A 17,395-nucleotide genomic window follows, 5' to 3' on the forward strand; every position below is an offset into this window, starting at 1 on the left:
CTATTAGTAAACATAGTAATGGACGGGTCGATTCGCCGTCTGTCCGCTGTCTCCTTCTGCTTTTATGGAAGCGCGCGAAACCATTTCCCCTTCATCATATACTTCTAACATGGCTCCTTCTTTTTTAGGAAGCACATGATAGACTAACTGATCGATATAAGTGATTGACCCGACTGCACCTTGAATGACTTGGCGAGTCGTCTGCTCTAACGAGTTTAAATCAATAATCAATTCTGTTCCGTCAGATCGCATCGCACGATATTCATCTCCCGTATCTTCTTTTAACGTCTCAAGTGTCATTGCTTGAATCGGAATATAGCGATTGCCCATTGATACTTGTTCTTGATGCATAGTCGAATACCATGACCACTCCGATCAATGTCTTTGAACGGTCGATTTTTTGAGTGACAAACGTCTTCGATGACTTGCTTGCTACGATAACGCTTCTTAACTTCGGATTCCCTTCCCCGTATTGCCGTTTGATTTTGCTGACGAGCTCGTCCATCGTGACGTCGAGCTCTCGCCGCGACGGCATCATTTCCCGAAACAATCCAAAACAAAAGACGCATCCTCATTGATTAGGATGCGTCAGTTTGATGAGCGGACGATATAGTCGGCTTGTATTAACGGATTGATCGTTTTGATGCCCCTAGCAAAGGGCTGACTTCAGTTTACCAGAGCACCCAACCTTTCGCTCCCGGAGGCGCGCTTTCAATCAAGTGCCAAATCGGAACCGTGTAGGCGAATGCGATCAAGACGAACGTGACCGTGATCCAGAGCTTCCAGTTCTCGAAGAACCGTGGCGTCTCCATTGCCGCCTCTTCCGTTTCCGCGAGTGGGAACTCTTCCTCACCTTTTGGTGCGAGGAATGACAAGTTGAACATCGAATAGACGAAGATGAGCACCGAGACGAGAAGGATCGTCCCGCCGATTGCCATCGCCATATGGTACGGGATCCATTCACGCGTCAACGCGTCTGAGAAATACGTCGCCGGACCGGTCCGACGCGGGTTACCTTGAAGGCCTGAGATGTGCATCGCATACGACATGATCGACATCCCGAACGCCCACGTCCCCGTCTGAATCAAACCGAGACGGTTCATCGATTTCGTGAGTGTCCGTCCGCGTAGTACCGGCACGAGCCAATAGGCGGTTCCAAAGAACGTCAAGGCGACGGCCGTCCCGACCGTGATATGGAAGTGACCGGTGACCCAAAGCGTGTTGTGGACCATCGCGTTCAATTGGTGCGACGCGTTGATGATACCACCGGCACCAGCCGGAATGAAGAACAACATTCCGACGAACGGGGCGAGGAAACGCACATCGCCATACGGCATCTTTTTGACCCAACCGAATAAGCCGCGTGCGCCGAGCGCGCGTCCCCGCAGCTCGAACGTCGCGAACAGCGAGAACGCCGTCATGAACGACGGGATGACGACGAGGAACGTCAAGATGACTTGGACGAACTTCCAAAACGGATCGATCCCCGGCTCTGTCAACTGGTGGTGGAAACCGACCGGGAACGAGAACAAGAGGAACAACAAGAACGCCATCCGCGCGAGCGCGTCCGAGAAGATCTTCCCACCGATGACTTTCGGCACGACCGTATACCAGACGATATAGGCCGGCATGAGCCAGAAGTAAACGAGCGGGTGACCGAAGTACCAGAACAACGTCCGACTCAGTTCAATCCCGACCGTGTCTTTCCATCCGAGCGAGAGCGGGAGCAGTTGGAACAAAATCGTCCCGGCAACACCGAGTGTCGCGATGACCCAGAGCAACATCGTCATGATACTCATGTACGCTGGGAGTGGCGGGTGAACGCCAGGGTGTTCCCGTTTATAGTCCGCATACATGCGGAACATCGCGAACGCCGAGAACCATGTACCGACGACGAACAGGACGAGACCGACATAGAAGATCGGGTCGGCCATGAGCGGAGCGTAGAACGTGTAAAGTACAGTCGCTTTATTGGCGAGCACCATGATCGTCACGAGTACCGCCCCAGCGATGATCATCCAAAAACCGAGCCAAGCGACACGTGTCGGGAACGATTCAAACCGTCCGAACGACTTGGCGAGCAGCGCGTAAAGTAAGCCGATGATAAACATCGTCGTAAAGACGAGACCAAGCATGATACCGTGAGCCGTCAACAGTTGATAGTAACCGAATACTTCCGGAATGATTCCTGTACGGATGAGCGTCTGCATGAGTCCCGCGATCGCTCCAATCAAGACGGCGAGTACCGAGACGACAACGTGGGCATAGGCGAGGCGCGCTTCTTTCACACCGATGCTCGGCACCGGCACACCGCGCTCCATTTCCCACTGTTTCAGTTTTGAGGCTACGTCGTTCATTTAGTCCACCACCTTAATTTTTGTCGCCATCATGTGATGGCCCGTCCCGCAATATTCGTTACAGAGAATTAAAAATTCGCCTGTTTCTTCAAACGTATACGTGAGCGAGTTGATATGTCCCGGCACGACCATCATGTTGACCGGTGTCCCCGTCAACTGGAAACCGTGGACGACGTCCGGTGACGTGACGAGAAACGTCACTTTCGCACCTTTCGGGATTTCAACGTTCCCCGGTGTGAACGTGAACGCCTGCGCGACCATGACGAGTTCATACTCGTTATCACCAATTTTATTAAGTCCAGGTTTATCGAACGGCGCCGTCTGATGCACTTTTGCCGGGTCGATCAAATCGGCGTCCGATGCGGGCTGGTTTCCGGCCGCAAACGCCGAAATGCCGAGCACTGCCAAAAACACGCCTAATAGAACGATGCCAAAGATCAGCCAATATTTTTCAAGCTTATGAATATGCATGTTTGTTCTCTCCTTTTGACGTTATCGTGTAACAAATAAATAAAAGACCGACGACCACATGGCGATGATGACACCCGCGACAATCATGACCGATGTGAACGTGCCTTTCAGATTCGGTTCTTGCCCACCGTTCTTATCCACGTGAAGGACCCCTTTCGCTATAATTTCCTCTTTCATTGTATGAAATTCACCCCGACTTAATATGTGACTTTTATCACTCCAAAAGTGACAATCACATCAAATTTGCGTAGTTTCCACACATAAAATTCACAATTAGCCAAATCAAGACGACAAAAAAACCGCCTCACTAAGAGACGGTTCCTCGTTATAATCGGCAAATCCCGACCGGACATCCTTCACAGTGGCACAGCTCTTTTAAGAAATCGATATCATGCAAGACGATTGAGTTTCCCGTCGTTGTCAGGACGCCTTCTTTTCGCCACTGGTTCATCATCCGGTTGACGGTCTCACGCGGTGCCCCGATCAGTTGACCGAGCTCCCCGTCGGAAGGATGTCGTGAGATGACGACCGCATCATCTTCTTCTACTCCGTGCATGGCCGCCATCCGAAGCAGCGTCGAAGCGAGCGCTCCCGGCTTTCCGTACAATAGCAAATCACGCAGTTTCATCTCTGAATGCTTACGCATCATCGACGTCCAGCGTAGCACGTCACCGGCAAATTTGGCGTCGTGCTGCATGATGGTCTCGATGTCTTTCTTTGAAATAATGCCAATGACACTTTCTTCCGTCGTCTCGATGCTGTAAGAACTCGGGAACGTGTCGACGATATCAAACTCACCAAAAAAATCGTCGGCGCCATATAAGAACATGACGATTGGATTACCTTTTTTCGTGATCTTTGTGAATTTGACAGATCCGCTCTTCAAATAAAAGAATTTATCACACTTCTCACCTTCCCAACAGACGATGCTGGCCTTCGGGTAGTCTTGAGGTGTCATCATTTCGAGCAATAACTGTTTCGTCTCCGCTGAAAAGATAAAGCTGTTCGGTTCGGTTGTCCCACATTTCGTAGACATGTTCGTCTGCTCCCTCCACAATTCATTCGTGCCTGGAATGTCTCGTACGTTTCATTTATGGCTTTATTATACAGTAGCGCGAGCACCCTAATCACAAAAGTATGTGACATTTCAAACAATCTTCTTTTTTAAGTGCTTCCATAAGAAAAGACTGTAGAAAGTCTACAGTCTCAGATCAGTCTCAGCGATAGACGAGACGAATCAGCTTCTCCGCACCTTTAAAGTTTGGATAACGGATCGGCACATCAAATTTTGTCGTGTTGCGTAAGATTGATTTGGCATGGCTGAACGCCTCAAAGCTATAGCGTCCGTGATAAGCTCCCATCCCACTCTCCCCGACACCGCCAAATGGCAAGTTCGGGTTCGTCAAATGCATGAGGACATCGTTGACACAACCGCCGCCGAATGTCAGATGTTTGAGCACCGTATGTTCGACAGCTTTCGTTTCCGTGAACAGATAGAGCGCGAGCGGATGCGGACGGTCGGACACGAACTCGATCGCCTCATCGAGTTGACGATACGTCAGCACCGGCAAAATCGGTCCGAAAATCTCGTCTTTCATGACAGCAGCCCCATCATGAATATCCGTCATGACGGTCGGGGCGATTTTCAAGCTGTCCCGCTCCGTCGCTCCCCCGAAGAAGACGTCCCCTTGACTCAAATAACTCGTCAACCGATCAAAATGAGACTCGCTGACGATCCGGGTGAACCGTTCTGTCCCGATTCCGTTCCCAAACATCAGGAACGCTTCCCGCTTGATCGCTTCAAGAAACGCATCACGTTTCGACTCGTGGACGAGCACGTAGTCCGGGGCGACACACGTCTGCCCGGCGTTCATCCATTTCCCCCACGCAATCCGTTTCGCCGCAATGTTAATATTGGCATCTTCATGGACGATGGCTGGTGACTTCCCACCTAGTTCAAGCGTGACCGGCGTCAATTGCTTGGCCGCAGCCTCCATGACGATTTTTCCGACTTGGGTCGAACCGGTAAAGAAGATATGATCCCATTTTTGCGCGAGCAAAGCTTGAGCGACGTCTTTATCCCCTTCGACGCTGACGACGTAGCGATCGGTGAACGCCCGTTCGAGCACTTTCGTCATTACTTGGGCCACGTTCGGCGTCAATTCGGACGGTTTCACGACAGCCGTGTTCCCGGCCGCGATTGCTCCGATGAGCGGTGCGATTGCCAATTGGAACGGATAATTCCAAGGCGCGATGATGAGAACGGTGCCGTACGGTTCATACATGACCTCACTTTTTGTCCCGAGGTGGATCGCCGCGCCGCGGACCCGTTTTGGTCGCATCCAACGCTTCAACTCTCGATTCGTCCGACTGATCTCGTCGTAAATAAAGCCGATCTCCGTCGTGAACGCATCGAGCTCTGATTTATTTAAATCTGTTTTTAACGCTTCAATAATTTCCGTTTCGTGATGTTTGATCGATTCTTTCAAAAACGTCAACATACTGAGACGGAATGCGAGCGATTTGGTCGCTTGCGTCTTAAAGAAACGACGTTGCTTACTGATGAGCTCTTCGATCGTCAACTGTTCGATTGGTGCGAGCATAAATCTGCCTCCCTTTGAGTGATAACGCTGTCTTCATCTTATCACTATCCAATCAGACCCGACCATTTTGAACGTTCAGCCGTTGCTGCTTGATACGTGCCCATCTCACCCGGTCTTGTTTGAAACGACACGTTTCCTTGTCTGCTCGATCACAATCAAAAGCAGACCCGCTAGCAGCAAAACAATCCCGGTCAGCGTGAATTTCTGCGTTAACGAGACGGACAGCCACCCTAAGAGAGCCGAACCTACGACCGTACCGAGCGAGAAGAACGCATAGAAGTAGCCATACGATTTGCCGCGATTGGCACTGTTCGTCGCTTTGATCAACATCGTGTTGATGGCCGGGAACAAAATTGCGAAGCCGACGCCATAACAGCCGAGCACGAGATAGAGCAGATTTGCGCTACCTGACAAACCGATCAGAATTTGACTAACCCCAAGGATGCCGATCCCGAGCGCAGCCAAGCGCGCCGGCTCGAACCGGTCGAAGATACGGTTCGTCGGCAAGACGAACACGAGGACGGCAGCAACGCCAAACGTGCTGAGCAACGTCCCGCTGAGCCGTGAGTCATAACCGAGCGCTTGTACGTAAAGCGGTAATAAATAAGCGAGCGCTCCTTGCGAGAACATCAATAAAAACGCCCCGATATATGCTTTGACGACGTCGCGTTCTAGCGTTTTCGAGCCAACCACTTCGCGCCGGTCCTCATGTTTAACAGCGAATCGCAACCGCTTTAACACGACGAGGGCAAGCAAAGCCACAAGCACGCCATACGCCGCCACGTACGTAAATACGACCGGGACCGATGTCCGACTGGCCATGATGCCGCTGAACGCTGGTCCTAGAATCGCCGCCAACCCGACGAAGCTCCCGGTGAGCGCCACTTTTTTCCCTTGTCGATTCGCCGCGGTCAAGTTCGCGGATAGCGTAAACGCAGCCGGTACAATCAAGCCGGCCACGAATCCGTGAACGACACGCACCACCAGTAACATCGAAGCATCATCGACAAGGCGATACATGAGCAGACTCGCACTTGATAACACTAGACCGACGAGTAAGATTCGGAACGGGCCGAACTTGTCCGTCCAAACGCCAGACAAAATGTTCCCGAACGTGTTCGACAGTGAGTAGATGGCAATGACGACACCGGCGATGAACGGCGTCGCACCGACCGAGGTCGCGAACGTGCTCATGACGGGAAGTTGGGCAAACAGATCGAAAAACGCAAAAAAGACGATACTATAAATCACAAAAGCGGATGGTTTATTCACGGAATTCTCTCCTTAGCTCAGCGCCTCCACGGACACTGAGTTTTCAGCTTCAGTCTAGCTTGCCGGTTCCGCTTTGTATAGATACGTTGGCACACTGACACAAAAAGTCCCTACAAACGTTGCGTCTGTAGGGACTTATGATTTAGTTCGTCACTTCGACTGCTGTGTCGAGGGCGACGCGAATCATCTCGTCGAACGTCGATTGACGTTCTTCTGATGTCGTCTCTTCACCCGTTAACAAGTGGTCAGAGATCGTGAGGATCGTCAAGGCGTTGACTTTATGTTTCGCCGCGAGCGTGTAAAGGCCGGCTGCTTCCATTTCGATTGCAAGGCAACCGAAGTCCGCCCACTTTTTGAAGTGGTGGAAGTCATCTTGGTAGAACTGGTCGGCCGTGAAGATTTGACCGACTTTGACCGGGATGCCCGCTTTCTCTGCGTTCATATACGCACGATGTAGGAGGTCGAACGTCGCTGTCGGTGCGTAGTCCATGCCGTCGAACCGGACACGGTTTTGTCCCATCTCACTCGATGCGCTCATCGCGATGACAACGTCACGCACTTTGACGTCTTCTTGAATCCCGCCGGCTGTACCGACACGAATCAAGTTTTTAGCACCGTACGACATGATCAATTCGTTGACGTAAATCGACATCGACGGCACACCCATACCTGTCCCTTGAACAGAGATGCGTTTGCCTTTATACGTACCTGTGAAACCGTACATGCCACGCACTTCGTTATACAGTTCGACATCCTCTAAGAACGTCTCGGCGATGTATTTCGCGCGCAACGGATCTCCTGGAAGTAATACCGTTTCTGCGATTTGTCCTTCTTTTGCCCCAATGTGTACACTCATGATAAAATTCCTCCTTTAAAGTTGTCGTTGGTAGTCTTCCCGATATTCGTTCGGGGTAACACCAACTTGTTTTTTAAAGACTTTTCGGAAGTATTTGTCGTCCGAAAAACCAACCGCTTGGGCGACTTCATAAATACGTTGTCTACTTGTTTCAAGGAGACGCTTGGCCTCGAGCATGCGGATCGACAGCAAGTACTCGGATAAGTTGACGCCATACTGCTGCTTAAAACGACGCGATATGTATTCGCGGCTCAAGTAAAAGCGCTCGCTCATCCCTTGCAAGCTGAGCTCTTCCGCATAATGACGCTCGATAAACGCACCAATTTGGAAGATTGGATCCTCCTCGGCTGGACAGACGTCCGCGAGGGCACGTTCGAGCGTATCGTTCAACACGTCCGGATCAATCGGTTTCAGCAAGTAATCGAAGCTGCCGAGCTGAATCGCGCGCCGCATATACGAATACTCATCGTACCCGGTCAACACGATCAGCTTTACCGACTCCACCTCTTGATGCACCCATTCCATCAACTCAATCCCGTTGCAGCGCGGCATTTGAATATCCGATAAAACCAAGGCTGGGCGCTCTTTCGTGATAATCCGTTTCGCTTCCTCGCCGTCGCTCGCTTCGAACACTTTCGTGACGCCGAGACGTTCCCACTCCCCAAGTAATTTGACCGCTTCCCGTACCGGCGACTCATCGTCGACGATCAATACTTTCGTCATGACGCACCCGCCTCCTTCACGGCCGGGAAACGCATGACGATGCGGAATCCGCCGGTCTCTGGTGTAGCCAACATAAACTCAGCCTCCCGATTATAGTTTAACATGAGTCGATCGCGAATGTTCTTTAAACCGGTGCCTTCCGCACCATGAATCGGTCCTATCGACCGTTCGATCCGTTGTTGCAGGGCGTTCAGCTCAAAGTCCGAGATCGCTCGCCCGCTGTTCTCACAACGGATGATGAGGTCGGCTCCCGTTTGACGGATGTTTAAGCAGAACCGATTGGCCGAAGTCGCCCCGTCCCGCTCAAACCCATGTTTGAAAAAGTTCTCAGCGAGCGGTTGGAGGATCATCTTCGGAACGATCAAGTCGAGCAACGCGTCCGGGACGTCGACCTCGACGTCGAACTGATCGGGGAAGCGGACCTGTTGGAGCCGAACGTACGAATTGAGATGCTCGACTTCGCGCTTGAGCGTCACCATCGACTCGTCCGGGTGCATCGTGTACCGCATCATCGAGGATAACTGTGTGATTAAGCGATAAACCGTTTTACCGTCCCCTTTTAGGGCGAGCGTCCCGATCGACTGCAGCGCATTGAATAAAAAGTGCGGGTTCGTTTGCGCCTGCAGGGCGCGCAGTTCGTTCGTCCGATTTTCGAGCGCCAACCGATATTCGCGCTGAATCAAGTCATCGATCCGTTCGATCATCCGTTTAAATTGGCGGCCGAGCACACCGAACTCGTCATTTCCCAGGGAATCGAACGAGACGGTCATGTCCCCTTGCTCGATTCTCCAAATGTTTGACGTGAGCGTTTTAATCGGCGTCGTCAAACGCATCGATGCGTACGTCGCCCCGATCAACGCTAGTACGAGCGAAACCATCCCGACGACGAAGATGATGAATGACGTCCGGGATGCCGGTTCAATCAACAACCGATCCGGAATCGATTTCCCGACATAAAACGTTTGATTCTCAAACTCGAACGATTTAATGATCCGATGATGTTTCCCGTCGACCGACATCGACTTCGCCGCCACCGTGTCCGGGATGTCCTCGTCCCCAAGCTTGGCAAACACTTGATTGTTCCCGCCAATAAACCAAAGGCTTTCCTCCGGATTGTTTTGCAGCGACGCGAGTTGTCCGACAAACACGTCTTCCGGTATATCGATCGAGAGGATCGCGAGCGGTTTATCCGTCTCGATCTTGTCGAGCCGGAAATGAAGCGTCACAACCTCTTCTGCCGAGATGATCGGTCCAAAGTCGTGGTACGGGACGAGCGGATGCGACGCCTCGAGCAAGACACGGCTCTCTTCATACTTCAGCAATTGTTGTTGAATCGCACTCGGTTGTTTTTTCGAACGTGGTGACACTTTCATTTTATAAGCGGCGAACGAGTCCATGTCTTCGAGCATGAGCAATTGAATCTGTGCGACATCCTCCCGTGATAAGTACATACCAAGGAGTGCCCGCCGAACTTCAAGCTCCGTCTGCTCGAGTGACAGCCCGGGACCGTATTCAAGAATGTCGAGGACGTCCCGATTGGCGTATAGGCTCGTCGGCAGGCGGCTCAAGTCAGAGATGTAGCGTTCGATCTGCAACGTCCCGCGCTCGAGCGACCAGTCCGTGAGCTCGAGACCGCGCTCTCGTTCCCGGTCTTTGACGTACCAAAATGATATGACTGTCGCTAAAATAACCGGAACGATGATCGTCAATGCGATCATCCCGGTCAATTTCGTACGGATGCTCCTCACCGACACCCCTCCTCTTGAAGATTATATCACGGGTCATGCAAGCGTTTGCAATACCATCGTTAAAAAACTCGTCCCTCAGTTTCCCGAGAGACGAGCCAGCTGTTCATTCATAAGAACGTAGCAGTTCTATAATCCCAAATTCGTGGCTCCAATCTTTCGCCACATCGATCGGTGTCATACCATCGTCATTTTCTATGGTGACATCTGCCCCGCTTTCGAGCAAGAGCACTAATGAATCGTAGTCCATTCCATCATTGTACAGCAAGTTATGGAGCGGAGTATCGCCGTAACTGTCTTGCATGTTAACATCCGCCCCATTCGCCAGTTCCTCCCGAATCGCATCCGCACCTGCATTGTCGTACGCCAATTCTTGAAGCGGTTCTTCCGTCATTTCACCGGCGAACCCTTCGCTGAACGGTGAAGCGGCGAGGCTCGTGAACCCATCACTCATGACGAGCCACGCGATGATGGCCCCGTTGACGAGCACGGTGACGACAATCGTTCCGATGATCGAGGCTTTGACATAACCCGCCGTCTTGAACATCGGCACGTTCGCCTCACCGGCATGCGTGGCGATAGCAGCGATCCGTTTCGGCAATGTCGGATGTGTCGAGATCAGTTCGCTATATTTGGCGATGAACCCGTTCTCACGGCTCGCTTCATATAAATATTCAAACTCGTTCACTTCTTTGGCGAGCCTTCCGCCGACGGCGAGGATAGTGAGCGCCCGTTTTGAAGCCGCTTCGTCTTGAATGTAATGCGCGGCCATCCGGTCGCACGTATATTCGCAAGCGCGTGAATACGCTGTCCCTAAAAATGGAACGATATTCCCGAGCAAGACGAGCCACTGTTTTTGGACATGATTGCGGCGGATGTGGGCGAGTTCATGTGCGATGACGAACTCGACTTCTTTCGTCTGACCGTTCCGCGACAGTTCCACGACGTCCGAATACAAGATGATCATATTCTTTTGGAAGAATCGGGTCGCGAACGCGTTCAAGACCCCGCCCGCCTGTAAAATATAGACATCTGGCAACAAACGGATGCCCATCCCTTGTCCGACGCGCTGATACATCTCATGCAGGTCGGCGAATTGTCGCTCCGTCACTTTGACCCCGTTCGTCCGAATATAGCCGATTTGAATCCAGTGCGCGAACATCGACAGCGAGACGATTAGCCCGATAATCCACAGGAAGATACCGAGTGAGGCAATCGTCAAGACGATGCCGACAATGATCGTCAGGATGCTCATCGCGACGAGCAGTCCGAAATACAATTTTTCGTGTTTATGTACCAATTTCGAATGATCCATGTCATTAACTCCTTCATTTTCCAATTAACGTCTTTATTATACGTAATCTCACAAGTAACACAACAAAAAAATAGAAACTGACGAGATGTCAGTTTCTAACGTAATTCCAACATGAACAGTTGATCGTCTTCCGCTCCCGGATTTCCCCGGCCGTCCGTATTGTTCGTGATGTAATACAGACGGTCGTCTTCTAACCAGACGTCCCGGATGCGTCCTTGATCCTCGACGAGCGGAACGACTTCGCGCGTCTCGCGGTCGATGGCGACCAAACGATTCCCACGCAACGTCGCCATATAGACGTACTGTTCGTCGGCAACGATGCCAGATGGCGCCCATGACGTTCCTCCGACCTCAAACCAAGGCGTCTCGAGACCGTCTTTCGTCTCATCGGCCTCGATCATCGGCCACCCGTAGTTGTTGCCTGGCTCGATGATGTTCACTTCGTCATGACCGGACGCCCCGTGTTCGCTCGCATAGAGCACGTCTTCGATGACGGTCAACCCTTGCGGATTCCGATGGCCGGACGAATAAATCCAATCGACCGGGTCCCCTTCGCCGGACAACGGCACGCGCAGGATTTTCCCGGCAATCGATGTCTCATCTTGAGCGAGGTCTGGGACGAGTGCGTCTCCGGTCGTGACCCAAATCACGTCACCGTCGAGTAATAAGCGTCCGCCGTTATGAAACTGCGCTCCGGGTATGTCTTCCAAGACGATGTCCGTCTCTTCAAATCGTTCTCCGTCCCACGTCAATTCGACGACCCGGTTCCGCACATCCCCAGGTGTCCCGTACGTATGATAGGCGTACAGATGCCGCGACGTCGCAAAGTCATCCGCGAGAGCAAGACCGAGTAGTCCGCCTTCCCCGATTTCAAGCACATCTTCAGCCAGTTCGACCGGTTGACGCGAGACGTTACCGTCAGCATCAATGACTGCAATCGTTCCCCCGCGCTCTGAAACGAGCCAACCGTCCTCGGTTCGTGCAATCGACCATGGGACGTCGAGCTGTCGCGCAATCGATTCGTTCGCCCCAACCGATAACGCGTCATCTTCGTTCGGCGCCCCTTCCGTCGATTCAGCCGGTTGTTCGATCGGGGTTTCCTCTTCTTGGACCGCATCGTCCGCCGGATCAGACGCACAACCGGCAACAAAGACGAGTGACAACATGAGTAACCATCGTTTCAACGTGACCGCCTCCTTTCCCCCATCATACCGCGCTTTCAGGCGTCGCGTGAAGGTTCGGGTGGGCGGGCCGGTAACCGAAGCGCGATGAGCAAAGCGATGAACGCCGCGAGCGCCGCTCCGACGAAGACACTGTTCAGTCCCGAGGCGATCAACTGCTCACCTTGCAGACGGACGCTCTCGTCAAGCGTGGCACTCGCCGCCCGGTTGAAGAACGATTCGAGCGAGGCACCACTCAACGTTTCGTCGTTCCGGAATCCGCTCAAGACGATAAAGTTGAACATCGCCCCGAACACCGCGACGCCGAGCGTCTGTCCGACCGTACTTAAAAACGAGTTCGCCGCTGTCGCTGTACCACGCTCTCGGTACGACACGACCGTCTGCAACACGACGATGAACATCGGTTGTGACAAACCGAATCCGACGCCGATGATGGCGACGGCGAGGTACACCCAGACGTCCGAACTCGATGGAGTCATCAGCGTCAAGATGACCGTCCCGACCAAGAGCAGGCCCATCCCGAAGACAGCCCGTCGTCGCGGTGATGCCGCTCCGAGCGTCCGTCCGCCGATAATCGACGTGAACGTCCATGCGACCGAGAGCGGCATGAGCATGAAGCCCGCCTCCGTCGCCGATTTACCAAGTACAGCCTGTGCCCAAATCGGGATGTAGGCTGACATCGAGACGAGCACCCAAGCAGCAAAGAAGACGGCCCCGTTGATGGACGCGATAATCGGCTGCTTCAACAGCTCGAGCGGTAGGAGTGGTGTCTTGGCCCGGCGCTCTGACATGAAGAAGCTGACGAGCAAGATAAGACTGAGCACAGCGCTGACGACGACCGGTAGCGTCAAGATGTTCGTTTCACTGAACGTGATCAAGGCGTACAAGAATGCGGTCGTCCCCCCAGCGAACAGGAGTGCCCCTTTTATATCGATCCGTTCGGTCGTCTCAGCGACCGTCTCTTTATAAAATGTGACGATCATGATGAACGATAAGAGCGCAAACGGAACGTTCAACAAGAACACGTAGCGCCAAGACAACGTCTCGACCAAAAATCCTCCGATGACCGGTCCGAGTACACCGGACACGCCCCACACCGCGCTTAAAATCCCTTGGATCTTGCCGCGCTCTTCATACTTATACAAGTCCCCGATAATCGTCATCGAGATCGGCAGGACCGCACCGGCACCAAGACCTTGCAGCGCCCGAAACACGATCAACTGCTCCATCGATGTCGCTAAACCGCATAAGAGCGAGGCAAGTGTAAACAGCCCGATCCCAAACAAGAGGACGCGCTTACGCCCGAACAAGTCGGCGACTTTCCCGTAAATCGGTGTCGACACCGCGGTAAATAGTAAGAAGGCGGCAAATACCCAACTAACGAGCGCCGCGCCGTTCAACTCGCTCGCAATGACCGGCGTCGCGACCGAGACGACCGTCCCTTCGATCGCCGCCAAAAAAGTCGCAAGCAGTAGTGCGACCGTAACATTCTTTCTCATCTGTTCCATCTCCCCACAAAAATAGTGGCGCCGGAAGGCTCCGACCACCACTTCAACTGTCTATTATTTTGTGCGAGCGGCGTCTGTTTGACAAGCCTCAACTTCCGGTTCGAAAAAGAAGTTTTTAATTTCGGCGTAAGCGGACTGTTCATCTTGAACGAGGACACGTCCGGCCAGCCGGCCGGCATCAAGCATCCAGACTTCGTCAGCAAGCCTCGCCGCCACATCGAGCTGGTGTGTCGAGAACACGATCGTCGTCCCGCGGTCGGCCTCTTCCCGCAACAGTCGGCCCAATACATGCATCCACGTCGGGTCGAGACCGTTCGTCGGCTCGTCTAGCAGTAAAATGTCAGGTTTCGTGACCAACGCTTGAGCGAGCAGGAGACGTTGCCGCATCCCTTTCGACAACATCCCGACCTGTTGCCGGGTCTTGGCGTCAAGCCCGACACGGTTCAATAGAGACGCATCCGGTTTGACTCCTTGAAGCAACGCGTAATACGCAAACGTCTCACCGACGGTCCACGACGGATCGAATGCGAAATCATCAGGCATATAACCAAACGATTGATTATACGATTTTCGACGGTCACGCGTCTCCCCGTTCAACGAGATATGACCGACACTCGGTTCGAGCGTACCGTTCATCATGTTCAGTAGCGTCGATTTCCCAGCCCCGTTGCTTCCGCATAAGGCGACGACCCGACCGTCGGCAATCGCTCCGTCAAGCGGATGGAGCGACCATACATCGCCATAGCGTTTACCGACCTGTTCAAGCTGAATCATGTCGTCCCTCCTGTCGAAGTAACCAAGCTGTCCCGAACCACAACACAAACACGACACTCAAGATCGCGATGCTGACGGTCAAACTACCGAGTGGGTCGCCGAGCCAGCCGATAAACGTTTCATAGACGGCCCCGAACAGGTCAGGTGCCGACAAGACCGAGCTCACCCAGACGCGCAGTAGCTCAAATCCGTTCAAAAACAGAAGCCCGACCATCGCACTCGCTTGCGACCCGTAAGGCAGCCAAGCAATCGTTGCCACGAGGAGCGTCGGCCAAAGTAAGACGAGGACGACCCAGACGATGAACGAGAGGAGCACGGCTCGAAGCCTCGTCCGTCCGACGACGCCGATGAACGTGCCGATCGCGGCACCGTACGCGGTGAGGCCGAACGCATACATCCATAGGACGAACCACGTCTCGAGCGGCATCGAAACAAGGAACGAGGCGAGCGCGAACGCAAGCGTGATGATGAGTCCTTGCGTCGCCAGGAATGCGCTGTAACGCATCCAGACCACGCGGCGCATCGACACCGTGAACGTCGAGACGAGTCGCATCCGCTTTGATTCACGCTCATTGCCCCACTGCAGTGCCGTCGTCAACATGACGAGGAGCGGTAATACGAGCCCAATCACCGTGACGAGTGTCGCGCTGACGTTCGTATACGCCGTCGCCACCGAGATCGCTTGGCCGAGACCACCCAGCAAGACGAGTGTCAGTACCCAAGCAAGCAAGAAGACGTAACTTTCTTTCTGACGCAGCGTACGGGACCATTCGATCCGCCATAACATCGCTTAGTGCCCGTGACCGTCAGATGACTCATCCGAATCGTGCGCGTCACTCATGTCGCTCGCTTCGCCATCGTCGTCCGAGTTCATTTTTTTATGACCGTTCATCTCGCCGCGTTCCCACGTGTGTTCTTTCAAGTCGTCTAAATCCATCACCATGCCGCCATTCTCTTCGGCATACGTCTCCGCGTCCGCTGCTTTTGCGAACGAGACGATGTTATAAGCCATCGGCGTTTTCGCTTCTTTATTATAGACAAACGTACCTTCATCTAAATCGACCCAGTCCATCGTGTTGTAGTCTTTCACATACATCGCCGCGATGTCCTCTTCTGTTTGCTCAGGGTACCAGTCACGCATCAAACAACCGATATCGTCGAACGCATAGCCTTTCCCGTTGTCCATAATCGCTTCGGCAGCGAATTGTTTATCCATCACTTTCATCTTGCACACTTCACACTCGGTCTCGCCCCATTCGATATCGAAAGGTTCCGCCGCAGCGCTCGAACACGCCCCAAGTGCGAGCGTCAAACTTGATGCGGCGAATAGTCCTGCCATTTTCTTATACGTAGTCATATCGTTTCCTCCCAAATATCCATAGTAAAACCATCATTCCGGTTAAAGCGACCGCTCCGAACGACCCGTTCCACTCAATGCGAAACGCGGACACAATTGGCCCTGCGTCCGTGAGTGTGACCTCGTCCGGGCTACGGAGCACACGTTCAAGCACGGTTAGCCCCGGGGCACCGTACAGCAACTCGAACGCTTCATATGAATCGGCCAATAAAAACAAGTACGGGTCGGCCCGAAACGGGATCTCACTGAACCCGTCGCGTGTCAAATCGAGCGTCTGTCCGCCCCAATCGTTTCCTTGAATCACATTGTCTGCCGACTCAAACGAGACGACCGGATACCGATTGCCGGTCAAGTCATTCCCTGCCATCGTCATCCCGTTCGCCGACTTCAAGCGCAGTCCTACATCATTGCCGTTCACACCATTGTCATGAATCGTCGTCCACTCCGATTTTTCCGCATAAATCCCGATCCGATTGCCGAAGATCGCGTTGGCACGCAACGTCGTCTCGACTGCTTCAAACAACATGATCCCGGTCGCCGTCGCGCCGACTTGGTCATGGATTTGTCCGTTCTCGATGACGACGCGCTCTGTCCCCATGATCATCGCACCTGCTCCGTTGCGCCGGAGGTTCGGCAAATTGATCGACACGTCTGTCGGAAACATGAGATGGACACCGTATCTAGCATCGGCAACGCTCGGTCGAATCAGCTGGTGACCCGACCCGTTCTCGATGTAGATCCCGTCACGGACTCGGTCGATGACCGCCCCTTTGATCAAAGCCGCTTCGCTGTTCAATAGCGAGATGCCCTCGTGTTGATTAGACCCCGAGATGACGGGACGGACGAGCCTTACCCCGTAGCTGTCTTCCACTACGATACCGGTCCCGGACGCTTCGACGGTCACATCGATCAACTGATGGCCAAGCCCTGAGACTTGTATGGCAGCCACATCCGTCTGCCGGCACTGTTCGACCAAAACATTCTCGAGCACCGCCCCGGTCCCTTCTAACCGAAACGCCGGTTCATTGCAGCTGACGAAGCGTTTCCCAGCACCGTCAAACGTCTCATTCGAACGGACCACGATCGGTTCGTCAAGCGTCACTAAATCGGACTCCGCGTGGACAGACGGGGCTGCGAACAACAAGCCGATGAGCAATCCAAGTTTTAGTTGTCTCATAACCCCTCCTCTTGATCAATCGCTTACAAAACATATTGTACGCAAACCTAGGGGGG

17 protein-coding genes are annotated in these 17,395 nt (G+C 53.1%); all 17 read right to left on the bottom strand.

What is annotated here, in order from left to right; all coding sequences use genetic code 11:
• Positions 1 to 3: 3 nt before the first annotated feature.
• Positions 4 to 351: a hypothetical protein gene (locus EVJ26_RS10275; RefSeq protein ID WP_161567617.1), complete on the bottom strand. Its 348-nt coding sequence runs from the start codon at positions 349 to 351 to the stop codon at positions 4 to 6.
• Between the two features lie 320 nt (positions 352 to 671).
• Positions 672 to 2,357, bottom strand: coding sequence for a b(o/a)3-type cytochrome-c oxidase subunit 1 (locus EVJ26_RS10285; RefSeq protein ID WP_070328899.1), 1,686 nt, complete (start codon positions 2,355 to 2,357; stop codon positions 672 to 674).
• Positions 2,358 to 2,828, bottom strand: a complete 471-nt coding sequence (locus EVJ26_RS10290; protein ID WP_131456835.1) for a cytochrome c oxidase subunit II — start codon at positions 2,826 to 2,828, stop codon at positions 2,358 to 2,360.
• A 21-nt stretch (positions 2,829 to 2,849) separates the two neighbouring features.
• Positions 2,850 to 2,969: a cytochrome c oxidase subunit 2A gene (locus EVJ26_RS10295; RefSeq protein WP_233589685.1), complete on the bottom strand. Its 120-nt coding sequence runs from the start codon at positions 2,967 to 2,969 to the stop codon at positions 2,850 to 2,852.
• Between the two features lie 184 nt (positions 2,970 to 3,153).
• Complete coding sequence (locus tag EVJ26_RS10300; protein ID WP_131456832.1) at positions 3,154 to 3,864, bottom strand: Crp/Fnr family transcriptional regulator; 711 nt, start codon at positions 3,862 to 3,864, stop codon at positions 3,154 to 3,156.
• A 181-nt stretch (positions 3,865 to 4,045) separates the two neighbouring features.
• The gene (locus EVJ26_RS10305; RefSeq protein WP_131470375.1) at positions 4,046 to 5,431 is read right to left on the bottom strand and encodes an aldehyde dehydrogenase; all 1,386 of its coding nucleotides are present in this window, start codon (positions 5,429 to 5,431) and stop codon (positions 4,046 to 4,048) included.
• A gap of 105 nt (positions 5,432 to 5,536) precedes the next feature.
• On the bottom strand, positions 5,537 to 6,703 hold the full coding sequence (locus EVJ26_RS10310) for an MFS transporter (protein ID WP_131456828.1): 1,167 nt from the start codon (positions 6,701 to 6,703) through the stop codon (positions 5,537 to 5,539).
• Positions 6,704 to 6,845: 142 nt separating this feature from the next.
• Positions 6,846 to 7,559 (bottom strand): purine-nucleoside phosphorylase, encoded by a 714-nt coding sequence (gene deoD, locus EVJ26_RS10315; protein WP_016508372.1) that lies wholly within the window; start codon positions 7,557 to 7,559, stop codon positions 6,846 to 6,848.
• 15 nt (positions 7,560 to 7,574) lie between these two features.
• Positions 7,575 to 8,282 (bottom strand): response regulator transcription factor, encoded by a 708-nt coding sequence (locus EVJ26_RS10320; protein WP_070328894.1) that lies wholly within the window; start codon positions 8,280 to 8,282, stop codon positions 7,575 to 7,577.
• Positions 8,279 to 10,030 (bottom strand): sensor histidine kinase, encoded by a 1,752-nt coding sequence (locus EVJ26_RS10325; RefSeq protein ID WP_236634102.1) that lies wholly within the window; start codon positions 10,028 to 10,030, stop codon positions 8,279 to 8,281. The genes EVJ26_RS10320 and EVJ26_RS10325 overlap by 4 nt, the downstream gene beginning before the upstream one ends.
• Positions 10,031 to 10,133: 103 nt before the next feature.
• Positions 10,134 to 11,342, bottom strand: a complete 1,209-nt coding sequence (locus tag EVJ26_RS10330; protein WP_131470376.1) for a M48 family metallopeptidase — start codon at positions 11,340 to 11,342, stop codon at positions 10,134 to 10,136.
• 95 nt (positions 11,343 to 11,437) lie between these two features.
• Positions 11,438 to 12,526, bottom strand: coding sequence for a PQQ-dependent sugar dehydrogenase (locus EVJ26_RS10335; RefSeq protein WP_236635551.1), 1,089 nt, complete (start codon positions 12,524 to 12,526; stop codon positions 11,438 to 11,440).
• Positions 12,527 to 12,561: 35 nt separating this feature from the next.
• On the bottom strand, positions 12,562 to 14,022 hold the full coding sequence (locus tag EVJ26_RS10340; protein WP_131470377.1) for an MDR family MFS transporter: 1,461 nt from the start codon (positions 14,020 to 14,022) through the stop codon (positions 12,562 to 12,564).
• A gap of 63 nt (positions 14,023 to 14,085) precedes the next feature.
• Complete coding sequence (locus tag EVJ26_RS10345) at positions 14,086 to 14,805, bottom strand: ABC transporter ATP-binding protein (protein ID WP_131470378.1); 720 nt, start codon at positions 14,803 to 14,805, stop codon at positions 14,086 to 14,088.
• Positions 14,792 to 15,592 (bottom strand): ABC-2 transporter permease, encoded by an 801-nt coding sequence (locus EVJ26_RS10350; protein WP_131470379.1) that lies wholly within the window; start codon positions 15,590 to 15,592, stop codon positions 14,792 to 14,794. The genes EVJ26_RS10345 and EVJ26_RS10350 overlap by 14 nt, the downstream gene beginning before the upstream one ends.
• A gap of 3 nt (positions 15,593 to 15,595) precedes the next feature.
• On the bottom strand, positions 15,596 to 16,162 hold the full coding sequence (locus EVJ26_RS10355; protein WP_201738360.1) for a nitrous oxide reductase accessory protein NosL: 567 nt from the start codon (positions 16,160 to 16,162) through the stop codon (positions 15,596 to 15,598).
• Positions 16,149 to 17,339, bottom strand: a complete 1,191-nt coding sequence (locus EVJ26_RS10360; protein WP_131443902.1) for a right-handed parallel beta-helix repeat-containing protein — start codon at positions 17,337 to 17,339, stop codon at positions 16,149 to 16,151. The genes EVJ26_RS10355 and EVJ26_RS10360 overlap by 14 nt, the downstream gene beginning before the upstream one ends.
• Between the last annotated feature and the right edge of the window lie 56 nt (positions 17,340 to 17,395).

This window comes from Exiguobacterium sp. SH3S1 (assembly GCF_004337105.1).
Lineage (GTDB): Bacteria > Bacillota > Bacilli > Exiguobacteriales > Exiguobacteriaceae > Exiguobacterium > Exiguobacterium aurantiacum_A.

Excerpts from the sequence above, each read along its gene's own strand:
- EVJ26_RS10355 (WP_201738360.1), bottom strand. The coding sequence starts at position 16,162 with ATGACTACGTATAAGAAAATGGCAGGACTATTCGCCGCATCAAGTTTG.
- EVJ26_RS10345 (WP_131470378.1), bottom strand. The coding sequence starts at position 14,805 with ATGATTCAGCTTGAACAGGTCGGTAAACGCTATGGCGATGTATGGTCG.
- EVJ26_RS10300 (WP_131456832.1), bottom strand. The coding sequence starts at position 3,864 with ATGTCTACGAAATGTGGGACAACCGAACCGAACAGCTTTATCTTTTCA.
- EVJ26_RS10290 (WP_131456835.1), bottom strand. The coding sequence starts at position 2,828 with ATGCATATTCATAAGCTTGAAAAATATTGGCTGATCTTTGGCATCGTT.
- deoD (WP_016508372.1), bottom strand. The coding sequence starts at position 7,559 with ATGAGTGTACACATTGGGGCAAAAGAAGGACAAATCGCAGAAACGGTA.
- EVJ26_RS10330 (WP_131470376.1), bottom strand. The coding sequence starts at position 11,342 with ATGGATCATTCGAAATTGGTACATAAACACGAAAAATTGTATTTCGGA.
- EVJ26_RS10305 (WP_131470375.1), bottom strand. The coding sequence starts at position 5,431 with ATGCTCGCACCAATCGAACAGTTGACGATCGAAGAGCTCATCAGTAAG.
- EVJ26_RS10360 (WP_131443902.1), bottom strand. The coding sequence starts at position 17,339 with ATGAGACAACTAAAACTTGGATTGCTCATCGGCTTGTTGTTCGCAGCC.
- EVJ26_RS10285 (WP_070328899.1), bottom strand. The coding sequence starts at position 2,357 with ATGAACGACGTAGCCTCAAAACTGAAACAGTGGGAAATGGAGCGCGGT.
- EVJ26_RS10275 (WP_161567617.1), bottom strand. The coding sequence starts at position 351 with ATGCATCAAGAACAAGTATCAATGGGCAATCGCTATATTCCGATTCAA.
- EVJ26_RS10340 (WP_131470377.1), bottom strand. The coding sequence starts at position 14,022 with ATGAGAAAGAATGTTACGGTCGCACTACTGCTTGCGACTTTTTTGGCG.
- EVJ26_RS10320 (WP_070328894.1), bottom strand. The coding sequence starts at position 8,282 with ATGACGAAAGTATTGATCGTCGACGATGAGTCGCCGGTACGGGAAGCG.
- EVJ26_RS10350 (WP_131470379.1), bottom strand. The coding sequence starts at position 15,592 with ATGTTATGGCGGATCGAATGGTCCCGTACGCTGCGTCAGAAAGAAAGT.